At 61.9% G+C, this 21,929-nt stretch carries 24 protein-coding genes, 2 tRNA genes and 1 pseudogene; 17 read left to right on the top strand and 10 right to left on the bottom strand.

Going from position 1 to position 21,929, the window contains the following annotated elements:
• Positions 1 to 73: 73 nt before the first annotated feature.
• Genes CIT26_RS04490 through CIT26_RS04505 form a run of 4 tightly spaced genes read right to left on the bottom strand, consistent with a single transcriptional unit; the run spans position 74 to position 4,845 of the window.
• The gene (locus tag CIT26_RS04490) at positions 74 to 1,420 is read right to left on the bottom strand and encodes a dihydrolipoyl dehydrogenase family protein (RefSeq protein ID WP_245319090.1); all 1,347 of its coding nucleotides are present in this window, start codon (positions 1,418 to 1,420) and stop codon (positions 74 to 76) included.
• A 19-nt stretch (positions 1,421 to 1,439) separates the two neighbouring features.
• Entirely contained in the window at positions 1,440 to 2,834 is a 1,395-nt protein-coding gene (locus CIT26_RS04495; protein WP_095491449.1) for an NAD(P)/FAD-dependent oxidoreductase, read from the bottom strand.
• Between the two features lie 44 nt (positions 2,835 to 2,878).
• A complete protein-coding gene (locus CIT26_RS04500; protein ID WP_095491450.1) occupies positions 2,879 to 4,036 on the bottom strand; it encodes a patatin-like phospholipase family protein in 1,158 nt (385 codons plus the stop codon).
• Between the two features lie 26 nt (positions 4,037 to 4,062).
• A complete protein-coding gene (locus tag CIT26_RS04505; protein ID WP_095491451.1) occupies positions 4,063 to 4,845 on the bottom strand; it encodes a 3-hydroxybutyrate dehydrogenase in 783 nt (260 codons plus the stop codon).
• 203 nt (positions 4,846 to 5,048) lie between these two features.
• On the opposite strand from CIT26_RS04505, the pseudogene CIT26_RS04510 reads away from it, so the two are divergent.
• Positions 5,049 to 5,495: pseudogene (locus CIT26_RS04510) on the top strand (LysR family transcriptional regulator substrate-binding protein); the annotation flags it as partial.
• A 171-nt stretch (positions 5,496 to 5,666) separates the two neighbouring features.
• Here CIT26_RS04510 and CIT26_RS04515 read toward each other — a convergent pair.
• The 5 genes from CIT26_RS04515 to CIT26_RS04535 form a co-directional block, all read right to left on the bottom strand.
• On the bottom strand, positions 5,667 to 6,131 hold the full coding sequence (locus CIT26_RS04515; RefSeq protein ID WP_095491452.1) for a DUF302 domain-containing protein: 465 nt from the start codon (positions 6,129 to 6,131) through the stop codon (positions 5,667 to 5,669).
• Positions 6,132 to 6,240: 109 nt separating this feature from the next.
• The gene (locus tag CIT26_RS04520) at positions 6,241 to 7,443 is read right to left on the bottom strand and encodes an MFS transporter (protein WP_095491643.1); all 1,203 of its coding nucleotides are present in this window, start codon (positions 7,441 to 7,443) and stop codon (positions 6,241 to 6,243) included.
• Between the two features lie 95 nt (positions 7,444 to 7,538).
• Positions 7,539 to 8,039, bottom strand: a complete 501-nt coding sequence (locus tag CIT26_RS04525; protein WP_095491453.1) for a cupin domain-containing protein — start codon at positions 8,037 to 8,039, stop codon at positions 7,539 to 7,541.
• Positions 8,040 to 8,232: 193 nt separating this feature from the next.
• Positions 8,233 to 9,147 carry a LysR family transcriptional regulator gene (locus tag CIT26_RS04530; protein WP_095491454.1) on the bottom strand — a complete coding sequence of 305 codons (915 nt, stop codon included), beginning with the start codon at positions 9,145 to 9,147 and terminating at the stop codon, positions 8,233 to 8,235.
• Positions 9,148 to 9,389: 242 nt separating this feature from the next.
• Positions 9,390 to 9,665: a hypothetical protein gene (locus CIT26_RS04535; protein ID WP_095491644.1), complete on the bottom strand. Its 276-nt coding sequence runs from the start codon at positions 9,663 to 9,665 to the stop codon at positions 9,390 to 9,392.
• Positions 9,666 to 10,101: 436 nt separating this feature from the next.
• Between CIT26_RS04535 and CIT26_RS04540 the strand changes: the two genes are divergently transcribed.
• From CIT26_RS04540 to CIT26_RS04560, 5 genes are all read left to right on the top strand, one after another.
• The gene (locus tag CIT26_RS04540; protein WP_245319092.1) at positions 10,102 to 10,968 is read left to right on the top strand and encodes a patatin-like phospholipase family protein; all 867 of its coding nucleotides are present in this window, start codon (positions 10,102 to 10,104) and stop codon (positions 10,966 to 10,968) included.
• A 221-nt stretch (positions 10,969 to 11,189) separates the two neighbouring features.
• On the top strand, positions 11,190 to 11,459 hold the full coding sequence (locus tag CIT26_RS04545) for a BufA1 family periplasmic bufferin-type metallophore (protein WP_095491455.1): 270 nt from the start codon (positions 11,190 to 11,192) through the stop codon (positions 11,457 to 11,459).
• A gap of 44 nt (positions 11,460 to 11,503) precedes the next feature.
• The gene (gene bufB, locus CIT26_RS04550) at positions 11,504 to 12,535 is read left to right on the top strand and encodes an MNIO family bufferin maturase (protein ID WP_095491456.1); all 1,032 of its coding nucleotides are present in this window, start codon (positions 11,504 to 11,506) and stop codon (positions 12,533 to 12,535) included.
• The gene (locus CIT26_RS04555) at positions 12,522 to 13,307 is read left to right on the top strand and encodes an HvfC/BufC N-terminal domain-containing protein (RefSeq protein WP_095491457.1); all 786 of its coding nucleotides are present in this window, start codon (positions 12,522 to 12,524) and stop codon (positions 13,305 to 13,307) included. Before bufB ends, CIT26_RS04555 begins: the two co-directional genes overlap by 14 nt.
• Positions 13,308 to 13,318: 11 nt before the next feature.
• A complete protein-coding gene (locus CIT26_RS04560) occupies positions 13,319 to 13,840 on the top strand; it encodes a DoxX family membrane protein (RefSeq protein ID WP_095491458.1) in 522 nt (173 codons plus the stop codon).
• 72 nt (positions 13,841 to 13,912) lie between these two features.
• Here the strand turns inward: CIT26_RS04560 and CIT26_RS04565 are convergent.
• A tRNA-Thr gene (locus CIT26_RS04565) sits at positions 13,913 to 13,987 on the bottom strand.
• A 253-nt stretch (positions 13,988 to 14,240) separates the two neighbouring features.
• Between CIT26_RS04565 and CIT26_RS04570 the strand changes: the two genes are divergently transcribed.
• From CIT26_RS04570 to CIT26_RS04625, 11 genes are all read left to right on the top strand, one after another.
• Positions 14,241 to 14,435, top strand: coding sequence for a hypothetical protein (locus CIT26_RS04570; RefSeq protein ID WP_206072719.1), 195 nt, complete (start codon positions 14,241 to 14,243; stop codon positions 14,433 to 14,435).
• A 126-nt stretch (positions 14,436 to 14,561) separates the two neighbouring features.
• Positions 14,562 to 15,854, top strand: a complete 1,293-nt coding sequence (murA, locus tag CIT26_RS04575; protein ID WP_095491460.1) for a UDP-N-acetylglucosamine 1-carboxyvinyltransferase — start codon at positions 14,562 to 14,564, stop codon at positions 15,852 to 15,854.
• A 331-nt stretch (positions 15,855 to 16,185) separates the two neighbouring features.
• Positions 16,186 to 16,620, top strand: a complete 435-nt coding sequence (locus CIT26_RS04585) for a DUF2948 family protein (protein WP_095491461.1) — start codon at positions 16,186 to 16,188, stop codon at positions 16,618 to 16,620.
• A 10-nt stretch (positions 16,621 to 16,630) separates the two neighbouring features.
• Complete coding sequence (gene hisD, locus CIT26_RS04590; protein WP_095491462.1) at positions 16,631 to 17,923, top strand: histidinol dehydrogenase; 1,293 nt, start codon at positions 16,631 to 16,633, stop codon at positions 17,921 to 17,923.
• 6 nt (positions 17,924 to 17,929) lie between these two features.
• Positions 17,930 to 18,415: a UPF0262 family protein gene (locus CIT26_RS04595; RefSeq protein ID WP_095491463.1), complete on the top strand. Its 486-nt coding sequence runs from the start codon at positions 17,930 to 17,932 to the stop codon at positions 18,413 to 18,415.
• A gap of 73 nt (positions 18,416 to 18,488) precedes the next feature.
• Positions 18,489 to 18,896 carry an arsenate-mycothiol transferase ArsC gene (locus tag CIT26_RS04600; RefSeq protein WP_245319158.1) on the top strand — a complete coding sequence of 136 codons (408 nt, stop codon included), beginning with the start codon at positions 18,489 to 18,491 and terminating at the stop codon, positions 18,894 to 18,896.
• Positions 18,897 to 18,986: 90 nt separating this feature from the next.
• Positions 18,987 to 19,205, top strand: coding sequence for a translation initiation factor IF-1 (infA, locus tag CIT26_RS04605; RefSeq protein WP_006200926.1), 219 nt, complete (start codon positions 18,987 to 18,989; stop codon positions 19,203 to 19,205).
• 25 nt (positions 19,206 to 19,230) lie between these two features.
• Positions 19,231 to 19,857, top strand: coding sequence for a Maf-like protein (locus tag CIT26_RS04610; protein ID WP_095491464.1), 627 nt, complete (start codon positions 19,231 to 19,233; stop codon positions 19,855 to 19,857).
• 13 nt (positions 19,858 to 19,870) lie between these two features.
• Entirely contained in the window at positions 19,871 to 20,068 is a 198-nt protein-coding gene (yacG, locus tag CIT26_RS04615; protein ID WP_095491465.1) for a DNA gyrase inhibitor YacG, read from the top strand.
• A 197-nt stretch (positions 20,069 to 20,265) separates the two neighbouring features.
• A tRNA-Phe gene (locus CIT26_RS04620) sits at positions 20,266 to 20,341 on the top strand.
• 213 nt (positions 20,342 to 20,554) lie between these two features.
• Entirely contained in the window at positions 20,555 to 21,745 is a 1,191-nt protein-coding gene (locus CIT26_RS04625; protein WP_095491647.1) for a tyrosine-type recombinase/integrase, read from the top strand.
• The last annotated feature ends 184 nt before the right edge of the window (positions 21,746 to 21,929 follow it).

The following is a 21,929-nucleotide window of genomic DNA, read 5'->3' on the forward strand; positions in this document are numbered from 1 at the left end:
CATGGATTCGATGTCCTGTGTGCATCGAGCACAAGCGAGGTTCATATTCTGTTCGCTGCCTCCGCTCAATTCGTTACATCATGTTCCTGATATCCGAGGCGAAAGTAGGGAAGCCGTAGACCATGTCCGATAGCTGCGATGCCGTGATGCCGTGTTTCATGGCAAGCGCGAAAAGATGGATCAGCTCTTCGCCGGCATGGCCCACCATGTGGGCGCCGACGATCCTGTCCGCGGTCTCCTCGACGATGACCTTCGACCACGCGACGGTCTCGGCATAGGTCCTCGCGGATAGCCAGCCCTGCATGTCGTTCACATGGACCCTGACGCCAAGGCCTTGCTCTTTCGCTTTGGCCTCGGTCAGCCCGACGCTGGCCAGGGCGGGGACCGTGTAGAGACACGCCGGTATCTGGCCATAGTCCGGCCGGTGTCTCGGCCCATCGACGATGTTTCGGCCGACGATGCCGCCCTCATAGGTCGCTACAGGCGAAAGCTGCGGAGAATTCCACACCGCATCGCCGCAGACGTAGACGTCAGGATTGGAACGCGAGCGCAGATGATCATCGATCTCGATGCGGCCTTCGCGATGCGCGATGACGCCGGCGCCAAGATCGAGCCCCTCGACGTTGGCGACACGTCCGGCGCAATTCACAACCCTGTCCGCATCCACGGCGCACTCGACGCCATCCGCCACAAAGGTGACGCGCAACCGTCCGTCGACCTTGTCGATCCTCTTGACCCAGGCCAGTGTGCGGATACGAATGCCTATGCGTTCGCTCGCGCCACGGATCCGGGCAACGGCATCGGCGTCGAAACCTCCGAGCAGATGCGGCAGGGCTTCAAGGATCGTCACGTCGACGCCGGCGCGCGCGTAAACGTGGCCCAGTTCGAAGGCAATGACGCCGCCGCCGACGAACACCACCGCGCGGGGCAGCATCGGTTCGTTCAGGACATCGTCCGAAATGGTCAGGTGCTCGGCGCCTGGAATTGACAGTGATCGCGGCTTCGAACCGGTTGCGATGACGATGTTCCTGGCTTCAAGCTCGCGACCGTCGACGCTGATGGCATTGCTGCCGATGAACGCGGCCTCGCCGACGATGACATCGACGCCGCGCTCGGCCATCAATCCGGACAGGCGGGAGGGAATGTCCCTGATCATATCCTTTTCACGGTCGATCAGGGCTCGCCAGTCGAGCCTCGGCGTATCGACCTTGATCCCGTGCCGATCGGCCTGTTCGATCTCATGGAGCGCATGGGCAGCCGCGACGAGGACCTTCTTCGGCGTGCAGCCACGATTGGGGCAAGTGCCGCCGAGGTCGCGTGCCTCTATCATGGCCACCGACATCCCGGCAGCGCGCGTGGGCACCGTCACACCCATCCCGGCATTGCCGCCGCCGAGGATCACCACATCATATTTTTCCACCGTCTTGCCCTCCCGGGATTCAATGTAGTTTGACTCGGGGTTTGGTGCGGTGCGCCAGGATCCCGGCGATCGTGTCCAGCGCGGTCTTCAAGGTCCCGTCCACAGCCTTGCGATGCAGCTTGTAGAGCGAGCGATACATCAGCCGGGCGAGCATACCTTCAATCTTAAGTCCGCCAATCAGGTTGCCAAACGAGCCGTAGTCGGCAAGCGAAACAAGGGATCCGTAGTCGCGGTAACGGAATGTCGGTGCGGCCCGTCCCTCGAGACGCGCGGCAATCACCTTGACCAGATGATCAGCCTGCTGATGGGCTGTCTGGGCGCGCGGCGGCAAGGGATTGTCCTCGCCGGGCAAGACACAGCTCGCGCAGTCGCCAATCGCAAATACGTTTTCGTCGCCCTTGGTTTGCAATGTTTCATCCACGACCAGGCGGTTGATGCGGTCAGTCTCGAGGCCATCGAGATTATTCAGGAAATCCGGCGCCTTGATCCCAGCGGACCAGACGACGAGCTCGGCCGGCACAAACAGCTTCTCGCCGAGCCTGACGCCGTCTTCCGTCACTTCAGTGACCTTGATCCCGCACCGTATCTGGACGCCGAGATGACGAAGCAGGTGCGCCGAGGCAAGCGCCAGGTGCTCAGGCAAGGCCGGCAGGATGCGCGGCCCCGCCTCGACGATGGTGATGCGGATCAGTCTTTCGAAATCGATGCTGTCGAGGTTGTGCGACGCAATTTCCCGCATCGACTTGTGCAACTCCGCGGCCAGCTCCACGCCGGTCGCTCCGGCACCGACGACGACGCAATGGAGTTGGCCTGGCGACAGCTGTTCGTATTGCGCATTGGCGCGCAGACATGCGTCTATCATGCGCTTGTTGAATCGGGCGGCCTGATCGGCCGTGTCGAGCGCGATTGCGTGACGGGCCGCCCCTGGCGTGCCGAAATCGTTGCTGACGCTGCCGACGGCCAGCACCAGTGTGTCGTAGCCCAGCACACGTGGCGGTATGATCTGCCTGCCATCGTCATCGAAGCTTGGCGCGACAAAGACCTGACGTCTGGTGCGGTCGGTGCCGACGACCTCGCCGATACGGTATCGATAGTGGTGGCGACTGGCGTGGGCGATGTATTCCACCGCATCGTTGGATGCGCTCAGTGCGCCTGAGGCGACCTCGTGCAGAAGCGGCTTCCAGACATGGGTGCGATTGCGGTCGACGAGCGTGACGGAAAGCCGCCGCTTGCCGAACTTGCGACCGAGGCGGGTTGCCAGTTCGAGTCCGCCCGCACCGCCACCGACGATGACCACGCGATGGAGCGATCTATCCGCATGGGATGGTGTCTCCGGTATCGTGCGGAACAGCGCGGCGTCGTTGGCGAGCACTGCTTCCGGAACCAGCCGCATCCCCGGAGTGATGATCTGCATCGATGTTCTCCCTGTCTTTCCTCGGCCTCGCCGCGCTCGAAAAATCATTCTTGCGATTCGTGGATGACGATGCCTTGCAGCATGTCGACGTCGCATTCCCACGGCTTCTCGGAGAGAACGCGCATTCCATGCTCGTGCCCTGCCAGCCAGCGCGTGCGGATGCCTGCCCGGGTGAAGTCGATGTCCTTGGTGTGGTCCTCGCCGTCGAGGCGCGGTGAAAGCAGCCGAACCAGGTGCATGACCGAGGGGCAGCCGTAGGACGCGAGTTCCTTGAACATCGGATCCTCGCGCCGCTCCTCGGGGACCAGCTTTCCCATTTCGCGAACGACGTGCCGAAGACGATGCAGTTGCTCCTGCCGGGCCACGTGGCTCCGGCCTCGGCTGGCGTATTGAAGGTCCTTTTGCCGCCCCATCACCTGCCAGATCGATTTCGGCTCGGTGGCGCGGGGCTGCCACATGTTGACGGCAAAGATCAGTGCATCGCGCCGCGGCCGGGCATCGAGCACGACTTCAATGGGCGTGTTGGAATAGATGCCGCCGTCCCAATAGGGCTCGCCGTCGATGCAAACCGCCGGAAACGCCGGGGGCAAGGCGCCCGATGCCATGATGTGCGCTGGCGACAGCGTCATCTCGCGGCTGTCGAAATATTTGAGTTCGCTGGTGTTGACGTTCACCGCGCCGACCGTCAGCCGCGTGTGGCGCCGATTGAGATAATCGAAGTCGATCAGGTTGCTCAGAGTCCTTTTGAGCGGATCGGTGGTGTAATAGGATGCATTCTCCACACCAACTTCGCGATTCACCCCGAACATGGCGCTTGGGTTCGGTTCGAAGAACCCCGGTATGCCGCGCATCACCGTGCCCATGTTGGCAAAGATGTTGCTTGGAACCATCATCCGGAAAAACTCATCGAACGGGCTGCTTCGGCTGACGCCGTCCCAGAACTCGCGCAGCCTCGGCAGGCGGTCTTGCGGCTCGTTTCCGGCAATCAATGCCGCGTTGATGGCGCCGATCGAGGTGCCGATGACCCAATCCGGTTCAATCCCGCCTTCAACGAGCGCCTGATAGACGCCGGCCTGATAGGCTCCGAGCGCACCACCGCCCTGGAGGACCAACACGGTCTGGCGCTGGATGGAACCATCGGCCACACGGCCGGCCTCCGGCGCAGGTTCCGACGTCGAAGGATTTTGCGTGAACTTGTTCATTGTCTTTTCGCTCCTCGTTGCAGCATTCAATGGGCGGTCCAGCCGCCCTCGATCGGCATGATCGCACCGGTGATCGAGGCCGCGTCATCCGAAGCCAGGAACAGGCAGAGCGCCGCAACCTGGGAAACGGTCACGAACTGCTTGGTCGGCTGGGCCGCCAGAAGCACGTCCTTGATGACCTGCTGCTCGGTGATGCCGCGGGCCTTGGCTGTGTCCGGTATCTGCTTCTCGACCAGCGGGGTGAGGACGTATCCGGGGCAAACCGCATTGACGGTGATGCCCTGCTCGGCGACTTCCAGCGCGACCGTTTTGGTCAAGCCGGCGACGCCATGCTTGGCGGCGACATAGGCGGACTTGAATGGCGAGGCGACAAGGGCGTGAGCGGACGCAACGTTGATGATGCGACCCCATTTGCGCTCCTTCATCGCCTGCAGGGCGCGCCGGATCGTGTAGAACGACGACATCAGATCGATCGCCACGACCGCCTCCCATTTCTCGATCGGAAAGTCGTCGATCGGCGCGACATGCTGAATGCCGGCATTGTTGACGAGGATGTCGACGGCGCCGAACTCGGCGATTGCCTTGTCCATCATCGCGGTGATCGCGCCGCCCTTGCTCATGTCAGCATTGTCGTAGCGAACAGTCACCCTATGGTCGGCAGCAATCCTGGCGCGCAATTTCTCGATCTCTTTGGCATCGCCGAAACCGTTGAGCACAATATTGCAGCCCTTGGCCGCGAACGCCTCGGCGATGCCTTGGCCGATGCCGCTCGTCGAGCCTGTGATGAGTGCTGTCTTTCCTCTGAGCATCGTTGTTTCCTTCGGTTGGACTGCGGCCGGAAGTGCCGGCAAACGGCTGCGAGCAACGGGCTTCTGCGCCCCGCTCTGGAGTTCTGGAGCAAGTATGGCGAACCGCTCGAAGCAGCGGAAATGCCGTTGAGACATGGATTCGATAGCCGACGGTCAGATCATCAGCTCTACGCCGGCGACGCTGTCGACCCCATCACCCGGGCGTGGAGCTTCATCTTTGCGACGCGGATGCCACGAGCTTGCGGCGACGGCTGCTCGAGCGCGATCTCGAGGCCGCCATCTATGCATTGCCGTCGAACGTGCCCGACGAGGAAGTGCACTCGTTGCCGCTCGTTCGCGAGCAGATGGTGATGGCCGTCCATCTGACCCATCGGCTCGCCAACCAGCGCTGTGTGCGGGTGAAAGACATGAGCAATGAAAGCTACATCCACCGCAACAACTGTGAATTCGCCGGTTATGCGGATGCCATTCTTGCCGAGAAGGGCGTGACCGTCAGCCCCGTTTACTGGAGCGATCGTGACGATTGGACACTCGCGATGACCACAGCCGGGCTTGGTTTCGGTTTCATGCCAGAGCATACCGAAAAACACCTTGGACTGGTGGCCTTGCCGATCACCGAGCCGGAATTCTGGCGCGAGGTCGATCTCGTTACGGTGCGCGGCTGCAGGCATTCGCCGGCAGTTGGCGCGCTGGTGCGCGAGGCCACGCAAGAAAGTGGTTCGGCGAGCGGGCGAAGGCGTTGTCCGCCGCCGAGCAGCCTTGTCGCGAGAAGCAACCTGCCTCGCATGCCCGGGCGGCGGCTCTCTGGCACATGTCCACCCTCACTTCTTTCTGATCGTCGAGGTCACGGACTGAATGACCTCGGTCGCCATCTTGAACTGCGGCGCGCGGTCGGTAATTCCATGCCGCTTGGCGATCCAGTCGAAATCGCTGTAGGCGGCATAAACTGAACCATCTGCGGCCTGGTAGACCAGCACGCGCACCGGCCAGTCGAGACCGGCTTGTGGATTGGACGTGATGAAGGTCGTGCCGAGCGCCGGATTGCCGAACACCACCAGCCGCGACGGCCTGACATCATTGCCGGCATTCTGGCCAAGGCTTGCTTGGTCGATGACGCCAAAAAGCTTGATGCCCTTCTTGAGGACGTCCTTTTTGATGCGGGCAACTGTCTCCGCGATGGAATAGTCGCTCTTCACCGTGACAACGCCATCCGAAGCGGCAGCCGGGACGACGATCGCCATCAGCATGGCGGCGCCCGCAATCAAGGTTTTCAGGTAGGTGGTCATGTCAGTCTCCTTTGGTTTGGTGGGTTGCATTGATTTTTGCTATTGCGTTGATATCCTTATTCATTCCCGCCAGAGATAAGTCGCCTTGCAGTCGACGAATTCCCGATCGTCAGGGGGTCGGCGACTTCAACGACCGCGCGACCGCGATCGCGCCGGCGAGGACTGCGGCGAGCACAGCCACGCATGCGGTCCAGCCGATCCGGTCATAGATCTGTCCAATGACGAAGCTGCCGGCGAGCCCGCCTGCATAGTAGGAAGCAAGGTAGATGCCGCTTGCGGCGGCGCGGTCGCGCGAGGCGGTCCGGCTGACGTGTCCTGTCGCTATTGCCTGCGCCAGGAAGGTGCCAATGGCGACCAGCGCCATCCCGCCGAGAACGATGGGAAGGCGGCTCGTGAGCAGCAGAAGCAAACCCAGGATCGCCAGCGCAAGCGTTGCACCGGTTCCGATCCTTGGGCCGAGGCCCGCAGCGACACGCCCGGCGAGCGGCGTGGTCAGCATAGAAGGGAGGAAGACGAAATACACCAGTCCCAGCGCCATCGGCGACAGCGATAGCGGGGCGGCGACGAGCTGGAAGTTGACATAGGTGAAAGTGCCTATGAAGACGAAGAGGATCAGGAAACCGATCGCGAAACAGGCGCGCAGCTCGGCGTTCTTCAGCGGGCTCTTCCAGGCCGCGCGGGCAGGCTCTCCGGTCGCGTCGGCGCGCATCATTGCGGATGTCTTCTGCAGCGTGAGCCAGACAAGAGCCGCGCCAATCAGATTGAGGGCGGCGAACGTCAGGAAATTAGTGGAGATGCCAAACGTATCGGCGACGGCGGCCGACATAAGCCGTCCGAAGAAGTTACTGGCAACATTGCCGGTCACATAGGCCGCAAGCGCACCTGTCGTCTGCCGCGCGGAAAAATGCTCGGCCAAGTAGGCCATCGTCAGTGTGAACGCGGTCGACATGCACAAGCCCTGGACGACACGCAGCAGGGCAAAGACGACGATGCTGTCTGTTTGTGACAGCAGCGTAGTCGGTATCGCCAGCACCGCAAGGCTGATCCAGATGCCGTTGCGGCGATCGAGATTCCTGCCAAAAAGCGCCACCCCAATGCCGGCCACAGCCATGCCGAAAGTGCTGGCATTCACAGCAAAGCCCATCGTGGCGCGGCTGACGCCGAACTTTACCACCAGCGAAGGCAGGATCGCCTGGGTGGCAAAGAGATCGACAAGTGTCAGGAAGGCGATCACAGCGATGATGCCGAAGCGCCAGCTGCCCGCGGCAGCGATGCGGAGCCGCGTCGAGGAAGTCTGTTCCGTCGTTGTCATCATAACGAGGCTCCTTGGCCACACGTCCCCAGGTGATTACCTGAGGACGCGCTTTCAGTTGCTGATGCTAGGAAACGGTCACCGCAACGCGTGACTCACATCGTGTGATCTTCGCGCATTTCCGGCGGCAGGATGTCGGCCGAATAGAGCACCGCCGGGACCTTGCCGTTGTTCTTCCACCAATGAGCGAGCTGGCCGAATTCGACGCTCACGTCGCCAGCCTGGTGGTCAATTCCCACCTTGCAGGTGCTGCGGTATTCGGTGATTGAGCCCTCCACCACGAGGATGTTGGCCGGACGAACGGTGTGCTCATGCCAGGGCACGACACCCCCCGGCTGCACGACGAGTTTGCGCAGGCGCAGCATGTTACCTTTCCAGGCCTCGCCCTTCGGGCTCAGATCGATGGCCGAAAGGACATCGTCGGTAACGCCAACCGGCTTGCTGGGATGCTCCTGGATGTCGATGGTCGCGGCCTGGCCGGCTGGGCAGTCTCCTGCAAAAGCCGGTGCGACGGAAAACGCCGCGGTTGCGGAAAGAAGGCCGAGCGCCAGCGCCACGTTAAGTGGCGCGCAGAATGCGATTGCTTTGGAAGCCATATCTTGTTTCTCCTTTGTCGGTGCCCAAACGCGGGAGGCGGGGCATGACAAGGAGAGTGACGAGGTCCGGGAAGAAAGAGAAATGCTGCCTGGCTCTCAATTCGATACCTGAAAACTATAGTAATCCACTCGTGCCGACACATAGGAGGTGCATGAAAGCATGTCGCGAGAATGGAAACTCTTCGACTATGCTTCAGGCCGCTGTCTTGCGGGTTGCCAAAGGTATGGCACTCTCCGGCCAGCCATGCGCCTTCACGCTGTTTACGAAGGCCAATGCCGCGGGTGAGAACCGACGTCCCGCCACAACGACGAGGGATACCTCCCGCCAGACTTCGGGGTCGATGACGGGCCGGACCTGCAAGCCCGGGATCACCGCGCTGAACTCCGGGATGAAGCAGATTCCGAGCCCTCCGGAAACCAGGTTCTGGATCCAGTCCTCGCGCTCGCTGGCGTAGGAGATCCTAAGCTTCACACCCCGATCGTTGCACAGGCCGGCAAGATGATCGCGATACTCGCAGTTGAGACGCCTGAGATAGTTTTCACCGTTGAGTTCGGAAATGGAGACATTGTCGTTGCGGGCCAATCTATGGCCGTTGGGAAATGCCAGGACGAAGCGCTCGCGATAAAGCGGCGTCACTTCGAAGCGTTCCGGAAAGCTGTCGCTGGATGCCATAATGGCGACGTCGATCTCGCCTGATTCGAGCAGTTGGGAAAGCGATGCCGGCACGCCCTCTACCAGTTGAAGCTGGATTCCCCGCTGACGTCTGTTGAAGTCGGCCAGCAGCCCGGTGAACCGGCGCGGACCGATGGTGCACATGACACCAACCTTGAGGTTCGCATTTTCCAGACAGAGAAACCTTGATGCCTCTTGGCGAACGCCGGTCAGTTCGTCGAGGATCTGCTGGAAACGGGGTCGCAGCAGAGCGCCTAGATCCGTGAGATGGGTGAGGTTTCGCTCGCGGCGAAAAAGCAAGCCGCCGACCTCTTCCTCAAGCTGCTGAATTGCTCGCGACAGCGCCGGTTGAGTGACATTGCATTTTTCGCCAGCGCGCGTGAAATTCCGTGTCTCGCAGACAGCAAGAAAATAGCGGATGTGATGAATGTCCATGCCGATTGTCCCCGAACTGCATACGGTTCATATGCTGGCTTCGGAGCCTGCCGCAAAGCGTCCCGTCGTGCCAATGCGCTGCCGCTATAAAGTCGATAACGGCCCGTCATGATGCCTTCTGAGGTCAAGGTGCGGATCGCTTCGCTACGGCTAAAGCGTCGCTCAGGCTGACCTAAAAACAATGATGGCGAGCATTTGCTCGCCATCATGCTCTTATTGCAGCGAAATAGGTCAAGCGGCGATTAGCTGTTGCCGCCAAGCTGATGGACCTTGACGCAAAACTCGGCATACGGCTTGCTCATCGCCGCGTCGTTGCATTCCTTCTTCATCGCGTTCCGCTTGTCCTTCGACATCGCATCCCAGGCTGCTTTGAACTCTGTATCTGACTTCATCGTCTTCATGCTCGCATCGGTGAAGAACGGCTGCATGTTGTAGGGTGAATCCAGTGCGCCGGCAAACGCCACGCCGCCGAGAACGGAAAGGGCAAAGGCGCCGAGGCAGATAGCTTTGATATTCATGCTATTGTCCTTCTCTGAGGGCTGGGCGATCGTCCCATCGACGGCCGCGGTAATGATCGGCAGCAATCAAACAACCTGCGGTTCCTGCTTGCCGAGACGAAACTTTGCTGCAATCGACCGCCAACTTGCCAATGCCATCTGAGTATGGAGTTTATGCCGGTTCTGCATCCCGCGGATGCCTGGCGGCAGAACCGCCAGTTGGCACCACGCAAAGCGAGCACGTTCGCGCAGAGTGCGGCATGACGCTTGCTCATTATCGGGTCGTTGCACGCGGATTTTTGCCTGCCTTGCGAAAACCTTCCGCCGCGCAGGCGATTGCAGCCAATGCAATCTGCCTATGGAGTTCATGCCACCTTGGCATTTCGCCAACAGGAGATGATACGGCAGTCTCTTCGTCAAACGCCCTGGCTGGCGTTTTTGGGATGGAGACTGAAAGATGCATGTCCAGACCGGAATCAGAACCGAAACCAACCAAGCAGTCGTTGCCGGCGCAAGGGCTGCTACCGAAAACCGGCAACTCCTCGACATTGTTCTGACAAACGACGCACGCGGCGCATTTGTCTGGGGCGTGCTCGACCGCTTGCTGGATGAGTCCGGCCTTTCCTTCGGCAACATCACCGCGTCCGGTTTCGGTGCGATGGAGGCGGCGGTTCTGGCCTATGGCCTGGCTCTGGGCAATCGGCGTGGCGCACGGACGGCGCTCACCAACTTCTGGCGACGCGTCAGTCACGTGTCGATGTTTCCAGCCGATTCAGCCAATCCGCTGAGATTGATTCTGGAACAGTCAATCGACATTGCGGAGATCCGCAGGAAAAGTTGCCCGGTGAAACTCAGCATCGTGGCTTCAAACGCCCGCACCGACGCGGTGAAGATCTTCGCCAGCGATCAATTGTCGATCGACGCGATCGTGGCGGCGGCCACAATCCCATTCCTCTTCCCGGCCGTGGAGATCGACGGCGACACCTATTGGGGCGACGGCGACCTTTCGGGTTTACCACCGGCCCAGCCGGCTGATGCCGGCCATCGGCTGATCATCGCCGGCAAGCCCGCCATGTCCATGACACCGTGCGGGGCTTGCCGCCTCGCCGCCAATCATGCTGCAATGAAGCCCGCACAGATTCACACCGTCTTCGACGGTCGGCACCGGGCTGGAGCAGCGCTGTTAACGAGGCCCGGGACCGACTGGGGTGAGCTGACCGACATGCGCGACAGAGGACGGCAACGAGCCGAGGATTGGCTTCTGGCCGATCATCTTTTTGTGGACGAACGCTCGGCCGTCGACAGCAAAAATCGATACATCTAGGCGCCTCCTCCCGCCTAGCCGCGCCTGCTCACGACCGCAGGCGCCAAGCCCTCCGGTTCCCCCGCCGGAGGGCTTTTTGCTTGGGGCCCCTTCAACATAGTGACCACGTATCAAATCCATGCCGAGACAGCATTTCAGCTCGGCCGTCTGATCGGGGACACTGCTTGCAGACAGGCCGCAAGGTCAGTCTTTCCCTCGAAACGCAACCAGGAGACACGACCGTGATCAATACCAAAACCCTCATTAGATCGGCCCTCGCGGCTGCCACTTCGCTGGCCGCCACGGCCGCCCACAGCGGCCCCGCCGCCCAGCCCAACTTCGCCTTCGAGAAGTGCTACGGCGTCGTCAAAGCCGGCCAGAACGACTGCCAAACCGCAACACATTCATGTGCCGGCACCGCGACCGCCGACAACCAGCCGGATTCCTGGCTTTACCTGCCTGCCGGCAGCTGCGCCAAAATCACCGGCGGCAGCGACAAGCCGAAAGCCTGAGCGATCCAGACTTCGAGCCAACCCCTTTGGAATGGAGCAGACCGATGTGCCGTGCGTTTCAACCCCTCGCGATCCCCGCAACCGCAGGTATCGGTCTTCGCTCTCCTCACATCAGCGAGATGCTGACCCGCAGGCCGTCCGCTGGCTGGCTCGAAGTGCATGCCGAGAACTATATGGGAGACGGCGCCGGCGTCGAGGCGCTGGAACGGCTGCGCCAGATCTATCCGCTGTCGGTGCATGGCGTTGGCCTGTCGCTGGGCAGCGCACAGGGATTGGACCGCAATCATCTGGAGCGGCTGCGCAAGGTCTGCGAGCGCTTCCAACCAGATCTCGTCTCGGAGCATCTCGCCTGGAGCGTAGCCGACGGCGCCTATCTCAACGACCTGCTGCCGCTGCGCTACGATGAAGAGGCGCTGGTGATCGTCGCGCGCAATATCTCGACTGTCCAGGAAACGCTGAAGCGACGCGTCCTGATCGAAAATCTGTCCGCCTATGTCGCCTTTGCGGACTCATCGATGAACGAGGCGGAATTCCTGGCCGAACTCGTAGCGCGGACCGACTGTGGCCTGCTGCTCGACGTCAACAACGTCCAGGTCTCGGCGCACAACCTCCAGTATGACGCGAAGACCTTTATCGACGCGCTGCCGGCCGAGGCCGTTGGCGAGATCCACCTTGCTGGCCATGCCACCAATCAGGTCGGGGCCGACACAGTGCTCATCGACGATCATGGCTCGCGCGTGCCGCCGGTCGTTTGGACGCTATACCATCATGCCATAAGCCGGCTTGGACCGCGCCCCACCCTGATCGAATGGGATACCGATGTCCCTATTCTCGATGTGCTGCTTGGCGAAGCCATGTGGGCCGACATGCTGTCCGCTTCGATCATGTTCAACCGCAAGCAGGCCGCGAGACAAGCTGCGACAGCCAAGCCCCGGCCGATATCCACGCTCCTTTCCTTCGAAAGTGACATGAGGAGCGGCATGCCCGTGCTTGCGGCATTTGCTGCCGCCAAGGCTGGACAGGCCATGCCTGCGGCGATGCCGCCAATAGAGGGAGGATACCATGCTGCCGCTTGAACACCTGCAGACCACCATGGCGCGATCGGTGCTGGCCATGGAACCAGCGGTCACCGCGAGAATGCTAACCGCCGGCAAGGCCGATCCATTGGCTCGCCTGCGTATCTACCAGAACAACACGCGCAGTTCTCTTACCGCTGTGCTGATGGCGGTCTTTCCAGTCACGGTTCGCCTAGTCGACGAGCGGTTCTTCCGTTTCGTGGCGAGCGAGTTCATTCGACGGCATCCGCCGATGGAGTCGCGGCTGGCGCGCTATGGCGCCGGCTTCCCGCGCTTCCTGAAGACCATCGACACGCTGTCAGACATGCCGGTCGTGGCCGAAACGGCGCGACTCGAATGGGCCATTGCCGAGGCGCTCGATGCGGCATCTCTGCCGCCCCGCGCCCTCGCGGAATATGACAACACCGATCTCGGACCTTCGCCCGATATCCTGCTGCAGCCATCCCTGCGGCTGATCGTTTCGCGCTGGTCGATCCTGTCCGTGTGGACGGCGCATCAGCAGGAGACGGCAGTCGACCAGCAAAGCGCCTGGACAAGGCGCCCAGAACGCGTGGCGTTGTGGCGGGCCGGAGAGAGCGTCCGCCTGGTTCTTCTCGATCGCGCGAATTTTGCGTTCCGGCATTCCCTGAAGCACGGCTTCGGCCTGGAACACGCCACAACCCGCGCCTTCGCTCTCGATCCGGCGTTCGATCTCGTGTGCGCGCTCGTGCGTCTGTTCGATGACGGACTCGTTACGGACGCGCGGATTCCGGCGCACCCCCGCTCAAACTGATGGAGACAGTCATGACCGCGATACCTGAATATTCCTCGTCCATCCCGGCCGGCCTTGTCGGCTTCTACAGGCGTATTATCAAACTACCCGAACGCATTCCGCTTTCGCTGGTCCAGCTCGCCTCCCGAATAGCGGTCGCACATGTCTTCTGGCAGTCCGCGCGGACGAAGCTGGCATCCTGGCCGGTAACGCTGCAGCTGTTCGCCAACGAATACAATCTGCCCTTCGTTGAACCTGCTATTGCGGCACCGCTGGCTACCGCCGCCGAGATCACAGGCTCGGTGCTGCTTTTCCTCGGGCTGTTGTCGCGGTTAGGCGCGCTCGTGCTGCTCTGCGTCGTTTCGGTGATCCAGATCTTCGTTTTCCCGGAGAACTGGGCCGAGCACCTGCTGTGGGTGTCATTGCTTCTTCTCGTATTGACACGCGGCGCCGGTGTGATCTCGCTCGATCGTTTGGCTGATTGGGCTTTCACACGAAAGAGCCTGAAATCCTCGTCGGGGCGCGAGCACACGGCCAACGTCTTCCGCGCGTAATGGCAGCTCCCTGTCGCTGCCAGGCAGCTCGTCGTCAGAACAGAGCCCTTCAGCGAATTAAATGGGATCAACTGGTGCTGCGAGAGAGGATTGAACTCTCGACCTCTCCCTTACCAAGGGAGTGCTCTACCACTGAGCTACCGCAGCCGCTGATGGCGGGGCTTCTGCCATATCGAACCGGCAAGCGCAAGGCCAAGCGCAAGCCATCTGTGAAAGCCCGCTCCGACGGGTTTTGCGGACATGGCAGCGCCACATTGTTGGCTATCCCTGAATAGCGGGCTGGCGCATCGGCCCGAAAATCGTAATCGATTTTCGGAAAGTATGAGGCGTAGATAAGTTAGAGCGTAGTTGTGCGTCCAGTCGGACGCACGTCGCTCTAATCGTCAGCCGGGACGGGACCATGGACGACAAGAACAAAGGCGGGCCCTCGAAAAAGGACAGCCAACCGAAAAAGCCCGACCGCAAGAGCCGGCTCGCCGAGCAATTGCGCGCCAATCTGCAGAAGCGCAAAGCGCAGTCGCGCTCGCGGCGCGTTGGCGGGGCTGACCAGCGGCCGGAAGGGCTCGGCGCTTTAAAAAAAACGCAAAAGGATTGACCTATATCAACAGGCTGGCCAGGGCGGGAATCCTGTTTCTTGAACCAAGCCGGCCAATGGTCTAGACCGGCCACAACAGACTCAACCGATTGAAAACCGGCCTTTCGGCCGAGGGGACGCTCTTCCATGGATCGCATCAGAATTGTCGGCGGCAACAAGCTTGCCGGAAGCATTCCGATCTCCGGCGCGAAAAACGCCGCGCTGCCGCTGATGATCGCTTCGCTGCTCACCGACGACACGCTGACCCTGGAAAACGTGCCGCATCTGGCCGACGTCGAGCAGCTTATCCGCATACTCGGCAACCATGGCGTCGACTATTCGGTCAACGGCCGCCGCGAAAAGCAGCAGGAGGGCTATTCGCGCACCGTCACTTTCTCCGCCCGCAACATCGTCGACACCACCGCACCCTACGAGCTGGTGTCGAAGATGCGCGCCTCTTTCTGGGTGATCGGCCCGCTGCTTGCCCGCATGGGCGAGGCAAAGGTGTCGCTGCCCGGCGGCTGCGCCATCGGCACGCGCCCGGTCGATCTGTTCCTGGAAGGTCTTCAGGTATTGGGCGCCGATATTGACGTCGACACCGGCTACGTCATCGCCAAGACCAGGAACGGCCGTCTTGTCGGCAATCGCTACGTCTTTCCAAAAGTGTCGGTCGGCGCCACCCATGTGCTAATGATGGCGGCGTCGCTGGCCAAGGGCGAAACGGTGCTCGAAAACGCCGCCCGCGAGCCCGAGATCGTCAACCTCGCCGAATGCCTCAATGCCATGGGGGCCAGGATTTATGGCGCCGGCACAGAGACCATCACCATCGATGGCGTCGAAGCGCTGTCGGGCGCGCGCGTCCGGGTGATACCCGACCGCATCGAGACCGGCACCTATGCGATGGCCGTCGCCATGACCGGCGGCGACGTCATGCTCGAAGGCGCGCGGGCGGACCTGTTGCAGACCGCGCTCGACGTGATTTCCCAGACCGGCGCCGAGATCACGCAGACCAATTCCGGCATCCGCGTCAGGCGCAACGGCGCCGGCATTGCGCCGGTCGACGTGACGACAGCGCCGTTCCCGGCGTTCCCGACGGACCTGCAGGCGCAGTTCATGGGCCTAATGACGATGGCCAAGGGCAAGTCGCGCATCACCGAGACGATCTTCGAAAACCGCTTCATGCACGTCCAGGAGCTTGCCCGGCTCGGCGCCCACATAACACTGTCCGGCCAGACGGCGATCGTCGACGGCGTGCCGAAGCTGAAGGGCGCGCCGGTCATGGCGACCGACCTCCGCGCTTCGGTGTCGCTGGTCATCGCCGGCCTGGCGGCCGAGGGCGAGACCACGGTCAACCGGGTCTATCATCTCGACCGCGGTTTTGAGCGGCTGGAAGAAAAGCTGTCCGGCTGCGGCGCGGTGATCGAGCGGATTTCCGGCTAGGTTATTTCGCAGAACCGCAGGGCCTCAGACCAATTATCGATCTCGCCGCCCCTCATCTGCCTGCCGGCATCTTCTCCCCGTATAGTGACGGGGAGAAGGGGCTGACCGCAACCTCGGCTCCCTTTTCTGCAACTCTGGAGATTGGCGAAATCCTTTGCGAAGGCGTCCTTCTCCCCGTCACTCTACGGGGCGAAGTGCCCGGCAGTGCGATGAGGGACAGCGCAAAGCTGAAGCGATTGCGCTGGTCAGAGTCCGTGGCGCGGTTGCACGGATCGCCAAGACCGCCTAACAGAACGTCGATTGTAAACCTTCGCAGGGTGCGAAAATCCGCATGAACCTTCTCAAGCTTGTCGCGCTCGACGATCAGGATCTGAGCATCGTCTCGGCCCATGTCCAGGACGCCGTGCTGAAGGTCGGCGACCTCGAATACATGCCGGCGGTCAAGCGCTTCGTGATGACGATGAACCGCTTCGTCTGGGAGGCGAAACCGGGCCTGTTCCGCCAGCACAATGAGCGGCGGCAAAGCGTGCTGCATTTCGACCGGGTGCTGGGCGCCAAGACCAGCGGCATTGCCCGCAACAAGCCGGATGAGGTGCTGTCGCTGCTGGCGATCAGCTTCCTTGCGCTCGACAAGCCGGCCGGCATTGTCGAGCTGATCTTTTCAGGCGGCGGCGCGATCATGCTCGATGTCGAGTGCATCGAGGCGCGGCTGGCTGACATTGGCGGCGCATGGGAAGCGACGTCGCGCCCCTTCCACAGAGCCTGAGCGGCACAAGATGGCCATCACCCTTCGTCTGTCCGATGCCGATTTCGAGCAGCGTTTTGCCGCGTTCCTTTTGACCAAGCGGGAAGTGTCCGCCGACGTCGACGCCGTGGTGCGCGCGATCATCGCGCGGGTGCGCGCCGAGGGCGACGCGGCGCTCATCGAGTATACGCAGAAATTCGAAAAGGCCGATCTGAAAGACCTCGGCATAGCGGTGTCGCAAGACGACATCGCCAAGGCCTACGATGCGGCCGACCCGCAGACGATCGAGGCGCTTAAATTCGCCCGTGACCGGATCCGTTCCCACCACGAGCGGCAGCGGCCAAAGGACGACCGCTATACGGACGCAATCGGCGTCGAGCTCGGCTCGCGCTGGACGGCGATCGAGGCGGTCGGGCTCTATGTGCCGGGCGGCACGGCGAGCTATCCAAGCTCGGTGCTGATGAGCGCCGTGCCGGCCAAGGTCGCCGGCGTCGAGCGGATCGTCATGGCGGTGCCGGCGCCCGGCGGCATCATCAATCCGCTGGTGCTGGTGGCGGCGGATCTGACCGGCATATCCGAAATCTACCGCGTCGGCGGCGCGCAGGCGATCGCAGCACTTGCCTATGGAACCGAGACGATAAAGCCGGTCGCCAAGATCGTCGGCCCCGGCAATGCCTATGTCGCCGCGGCCAAGCGCCAGGTGTTCGGCACGGTCGGCATCGACATGATCGCCGGGCCTTCGGAAGTGCTTGTCGTGGCCGACGGCAGCAACGATCCGGACTGGATCGCCGCCGACCTGCTTGCCCAGGCCGAGCATGACGTGTCGGCGCAGTCGATCCTGATCACCGACGATCCCGCCTTCGGCGCGGCGGTCGAACAGGCGGTCGAACGCCAGTTGAAAAACCTGTCGCGCGCCGAGACGGCGGCGGCGAGCTGGCGCGATTTCGGCGCCGTCATCCTTGTTCCCCGAATCGAGGCGGCACTGCCGCTGGTCGACCGTATCGCAGCCGAACATGTCGAGCTTGCCATCGACGAGCCGGAAAGCTTCCTGGCGCGGATGCGCAATGCCGGTGCCGTCTTTCTCGGCCGCCACACGCCGGAAGCCATCGGCGACTATGTCGGCGGCTCCAACCATGTGCTGCCGACGGCGCGCTCGGCGCGCTTCTCGTCCGGGCTTTCGGTGCTCGATTTCGTCAAGCGCACCTCGATCCTGAAGCTCGGGCCGGAGCAATTGCGGGCGCTGGCGCCGGCGGCCATCGCGCTGGCCAAGGCGGAAGGCCTCGACGCGCATGGACGCTCCGTCGCCATACGGCTGAATATGTAGACTGACATGGCGGACTACGATCGAACCCGCGCCAGGCTGATCGATGTCGAACTCGACGAAACGATCGGCCGTTCGACGCCCGATGTCGAGCATGAGCGGGCGGTGGCGATCTTCGACCTGATCGAGGAAAACAGCTTCCAGCCGGTCAATGACGACGGCGCCGGACCCTACCGGCTAAAACTGTCGCTGGCCGAATCCCGCCTGGTCTTCGCGGTGACGCGTGAGGACGGCGCTGCCGTGGTCACCCACATCCTGTCGTTGACGCCGCTCAGGCGCATCGTCAAGGACTATTACATGATCTGCGAAAGCTATTACGACGCCATCCGCACCTCGACGCCCAGCCAGATCGAGGCGATCGACATGGGCCGGCGCGGCCTGCACAATGAGGGCTCGCAGACATTGATGGACCGGCTGGCCGGCAAGATCGAGATCGATTTCGACACGGCGCGCCGGCTGTTCACGCTTGTCTGCGTGCTGCACTGGCGAGGCTGACCTGCCAGCCCCTCTGCCCCGCTCGATCCTGCCCCGCTCGATCCTGCCCCGCTCGATCCTGTTTGTCTGCGGCATGAACGCCGTGCGCTCGCCGATGGCCGAACTGCTGGCGCGCCAGCTGCTTCCGACGACAACTTTCGTGGCGTCGGCCGGGGTGCGCGGCGGCGAACGCGACCCGTTCGTCGACGCCGTGCTGGCCGAGGACGGGCTTTCGCTGGGCGAACGGCACCCAAGGACACTGGACGACCTCGAGGACGACTATTTCGACCTGATCGTCACGCTGTCACCGGAAGCCCATCACACCGCGCTCGAGCTTACCCGCTCGCTTGCGGTGGACGTCGAATATTGGCCGATGCCGGACCCGACGGACGTCGGCGGCACGCGCGAGCAGATCATGGCCGCCTATCGCGAGGTGCGCGAACGGCTGAAGGCGCGGATCGGCGGCCGTTTTCTGGCGCCGGAAGGCAAAAAACCGCGCTGATTAAGCATGTTCACAAGCGCACGATTATCATATAGGTTCCGCGCAAATTCCGGCCGGGCGCTGGGAATCCCATCCAAGCAAAGGTATCGAATGCCGAAGGAAGAAGTCCTCGAATTTCCGGGTGTCGTCACGGAATTGTTGCCCAACGCGATGTTCAGGGTGAAGCTCGAAAACGAACACGAAATCATCGCCCACACGGCCGGACGCATGCGCAAGAACCGTATCCGCGTGCTGACCGGCGACAAGGTCCTGGTCGAGATGACACCCTACGACCTGACCAAGGGCCGCATCACCTACCGTTTCAAGTAAGATCGTCAGAGCTCCCGGGATCGCGATGAGCATTTTGCCGAAGCTCGTGCTTGCCTCGGGTTCGCCGCGTCGGATCGAGCTGTTGCAGCAGGCCGGCATCGAGCCGGACCGTGTGCTGCCGGCCGGTGTCGACGAGACGCCGCTGCGCGCCGAGCATCCGCGCTCGCTGGCCAAGCGCCTGTCGAAGGAAAAGGCCGAGAAGGCGCTGGCCTCGCTGCAGACGGAAGCGGATTATGCGCCGAGCTTTGTGCTGGCCGCCGACACGGTGGTCGCCGTCGGCCGGCGCGTCCTGCCCAAGGCCGAAACGTTCGACGACGTCGTCAATTGCCTCGGCCTGCTGTCCGGCCGTTCGCACCGGGTCTATTCCGGCATCTGCCTGATCACGCCGGGTGGCAAGCTGCGCCAGCGGCTGGTCGAGACCAGGGTGCGTTTCAAGCGGCTGCCGCGCGCCGAGATCGACGCCTATGTCGCCTCGGGAGAATGGCGCGGCAAGGCCGGCGGCTATGCCGTCCAGGGGCTGGCCGGCGCTTTTGTCGTCAAGCTTGTCGGCTCCTACACCAACGTCGTCGGCCTGCCGCTCTATGAGACGGTGGCGCTGCTGACCGGCGAGGGGTTCAAAGTGCATGCCAACTGGCAGTCAGCTCGGCCATGAGCTCGGGACGGCGATGAGTTCGGACGACAAGGTCACGCCATTGCGCCCCAAGCGGCCCTGCCCCGAATGCGGCAAGCCGTCGGCGCGCGAGACCTACCCGTTCTGCTCCGTGCGCTGCAAGGACATCGACCTCAACCGCTGGCTCAAGGGCGCCTACGTCATTCCGGCCCGCGACGACGAGGACGAAACGGACAACGATCCTCCCAAATGAGGCTGTTCGGAGCAGCCTGCGGGCCCCGACCGCGTCCCATGAATCCGCCCGTCGAGCAACTGCTGGTTTCCCGCTTGAAATCAGCGCTTAAGCGCTGGACAGGCCGGATTCCCGTGCTATAACCCACCCGCTTTCAAGGGGCGCCTGCGGCGCTTTCAAGAAATCCGGCGTGCAGAACTGCCCGCGTGCCGGAACAGGCCCAGATAGCTCAGTTGGTAGAGCAGCGGACTGAAAATCCGCGTGTCGGTGGTTCGAATCCGCCTCTGGGCACCATCCCCTCTTCTCCTGACACTCCCTTTCGCCGAATCTTCTACGCTTCTGTTTCCCAAGCCGCTGAAATCGTTCATCTTTTCGGGAAAGATGGCGCGATTGAGCGCGTTTCATGGAATTTCGGCGTATTTGATCCAACGTGGCGGAGGGCTGGTATTTCCGTTGGTACTGGACATCCTGATGGTATCGAAACAGCCAAAGGGAGGTGTCCCACAAATGGCCCTTTCCGACGTGAAATGCCGAAATGCCCGTCCTGCTTCCAAGCTATTGAAATTGTCTGACGGTGGCGGGCTCCAGCTCTGGGTGCAGCCCACAGGATCCCGCCTATGGCGCCTCGCCTATCGATTTGACGGCAAGCAGAAGCTTCTGGCGTTGGGCAGCTATCCCCTCATTTCGCTCGCCGAAGCACGCCAAGCGCGCGATGACGCCAAACGTCTCCTCCTAACTGGCATCGACCCCGCACAGGAACGCAAGTCGCGAAAGGTCGGTTCGGCAAAGGACACCTTTCGATCAATCGCCGAGGAATACGTCGACAAACTGAAGAAAGAGGGACGTGCCGACCGGACAATCACCAAGGTCAAGTGGCTGCTCGACTTCGCCTATCCCACTTGTGGGCACAAGTGCATTCGGGACATCGATGCGGCCACTATCCTTGCCGCCCTTCGTAGCGTGGAGGTGCGCGGTCGATACGAATCGGCCAGGCGGCTGCGCTCGACTATTGGCAGCGTCTTTCGATACGCCATCGCCACTGCACGCGCCGACACTGACCCAACGTCCGCGCTGAGGGGCGCGCTCATCAGACCAACGGTCACGCCGCGTGCCGCCATTACCGATCCGAAGGCATTGGGCGGCTTGCTGCGTGCGATCGAGACATTCGACGGACAGCCCGCAACCCGAGCGGCTCTGAGGTTGATGGCGCTGCTGTTTCCCCGCCCCGGTGAGCTTCGCGCTGCCGAATGGGAGGAGTTCGACTTCGAAAGTTCGGTATGGACTATCCCGGAAGCGCGAATGAAAATGCGTCGACCGCACCGCGTTCCTCTTTCAAGGCAGGCTTTGAATATCCTGGCCGAGCTTAGAAAAATGTCCGGCGCCGGGACGCTGCTGTTTCCAAGCGTGCGATCGCCTTCCCGTCCGATTTCCGACAATACGCTCAACGCCGCCCTGCGTCGCATGGGCTACAGCAAAAAAGAAGCAACGGCGCACGGTTTCCGAGCGACGGCATCAACTCTGTTAAATGAATGCGGCAAGTGGCATCCAGACGCCATAGAGCGACAGCTGGCGCATATTGAAAAGAACGACGTTCGGCGCGCCTACGCCCGGGCAGAGCACTGGGAAGACCGCGTCAGGATGATGCAATGGTGGGCAGATTATCTGGATAAGATTGAGAACGCGAAACCGGGAGGTTGAACTCAGACGAGTACGAGCGCAACCCCCATGTCCGCACCTATCATGAACATGAACGTCTGCTTTGCGCCGCATGGCAGTCATTCCAACGGCCCCGACCGTTCACCAAAAGCGGACGGCGCTGGCACCGAGGCCAAAGTCGCTTCGGACTGAAATGGGCCTCACCTTGGTCATTCTGCCGGCCCAC

It is taken from the genome of Mesorhizobium temperatum, from assembly GCF_002284575.1.
In the GTDB taxonomy this organism is placed as follows: domain Bacteria; phylum Pseudomonadota; class Alphaproteobacteria; order Rhizobiales; family Rhizobiaceae; genus Mesorhizobium; species Mesorhizobium temperatum.

What these genes read in the sequence shown, in the direction of transcription:
- yacG (WP_095491465.1), top strand. Translation starts at nt 19,871, where the DNA reads ATGAGTTCGGACGACAAGGTCACGCCATTGCGCCCCAAGCGGCCCTGC.
- murA (WP_095491460.1), top strand. Translation starts at nt 14,562, where the DNA reads ATGGATCGCATCAGAATTGTCGGCGGCAACAAGCTTGCCGGAAGCATT.
- CIT26_RS04600 (WP_245319158.1), top strand. Translation starts at nt 18,489, where the DNA reads ATGAACGCCGTGCGCTCGCCGATGGCCGAACTGCTGGCGCGCCAGCTG.
- hisD (WP_095491462.1), top strand. Translation starts at nt 16,631, where the DNA reads ATGGCCATCACCCTTCGTCTGTCCGATGCCGATTTCGAGCAGCGTTTT.
- CIT26_RS04525 (WP_095491453.1), bottom strand. Translation starts at nt 8,039, where the DNA reads ATGGCTTCCAAAGCAATCGCATTCTGCGCGCCACTTAACGTGGCGCTG.
- CIT26_RS04610 (WP_095491464.1), top strand. Translation starts at nt 19,231, where the DNA reads ATGAGCATTTTGCCGAAGCTCGTGCTTGCCTCGGGTTCGCCGCGTCGG.
- CIT26_RS04625 (WP_095491647.1), top strand. Translation starts at nt 20,555, where the DNA reads ATGGCCCTTTCCGACGTGAAATGCCGAAATGCCCGTCCTGCTTCCAAG.
- CIT26_RS04540 (WP_245319092.1), top strand. Translation starts at nt 10,102, where the DNA reads ATGCATGTCCAGACCGGAATCAGAACCGAAACCAACCAAGCAGTCGTT.
- CIT26_RS04515 (WP_095491452.1), bottom strand. Translation starts at nt 6,131, where the DNA reads ATGACCACCTACCTGAAAACCTTGATTGCGGGCGCCGCCATGCTGATG.
- CIT26_RS04535 (WP_095491644.1), bottom strand. Translation starts at nt 9,665, where the DNA reads ATGAATATCAAAGCTATCTGCCTCGGCGCCTTTGCCCTTTCCGTTCTC.
- CIT26_RS04495 (WP_095491449.1), bottom strand. Translation starts at nt 2,834, where the DNA reads ATGCAGATCATCACTCCGGGGATGCGGCTGGTTCCGGAAGCAGTGCTC.
- CIT26_RS04505 (WP_095491451.1), bottom strand. Translation starts at nt 4,845, where the DNA reads ATGCTCAGAGGAAAGACAGCACTCATCACAGGCTCGACGAGCGGCATC.
- CIT26_RS04570 (WP_206072719.1), top strand. Translation starts at nt 14,241, where the DNA reads ATGGACGACAAGAACAAAGGCGGGCCCTCGAAAAAGGACAGCCAACCG.
- infA (WP_006200926.1), top strand. Translation starts at nt 18,987, where the DNA reads ATGCCGAAGGAAGAAGTCCTCGAATTTCCGGGTGTCGTCACGGAATTG.
- CIT26_RS04555 (WP_095491457.1), top strand. Translation starts at nt 12,522, where the DNA reads ATGCTGCCGCTTGAACACCTGCAGACCACCATGGCGCGATCGGTGCTG.
- CIT26_RS04595 (WP_095491463.1), top strand. Translation starts at nt 17,930, where the DNA reads ATGGCGGACTACGATCGAACCCGCGCCAGGCTGATCGATGTCGAACTC.
- bufB (WP_095491456.1), top strand. Translation starts at nt 11,504, where the DNA reads ATGTGCCGTGCGTTTCAACCCCTCGCGATCCCCGCAACCGCAGGTATC.
- CIT26_RS04520 (WP_095491643.1), bottom strand. Translation starts at nt 7,443, where the DNA reads ATGACAACGACGGAACAGACTTCCTCGACGCGGCTCCGCATCGCTGCC.
- CIT26_RS04500 (WP_095491450.1), bottom strand. Translation starts at nt 4,036, where the DNA reads ATGAACAAGTTCACGCAAAATCCTTCGACGTCGGAACCTGCGCCGGAG.
- CIT26_RS04560 (WP_095491458.1), top strand. Translation starts at nt 13,319, where the DNA reads ATGACCGCGATACCTGAATATTCCTCGTCCATCCCGGCCGGCCTTGTC.
- CIT26_RS04585 (WP_095491461.1), top strand. Translation starts at nt 16,186, where the DNA reads ATGAACCTTCTCAAGCTTGTCGCGCTCGACGATCAGGATCTGAGCATC.
- CIT26_RS04530 (WP_095491454.1), bottom strand. Translation starts at nt 9,147, where the DNA reads ATGGACATTCATCACATCCGCTATTTTCTTGCTGTCTGCGAGACACGG.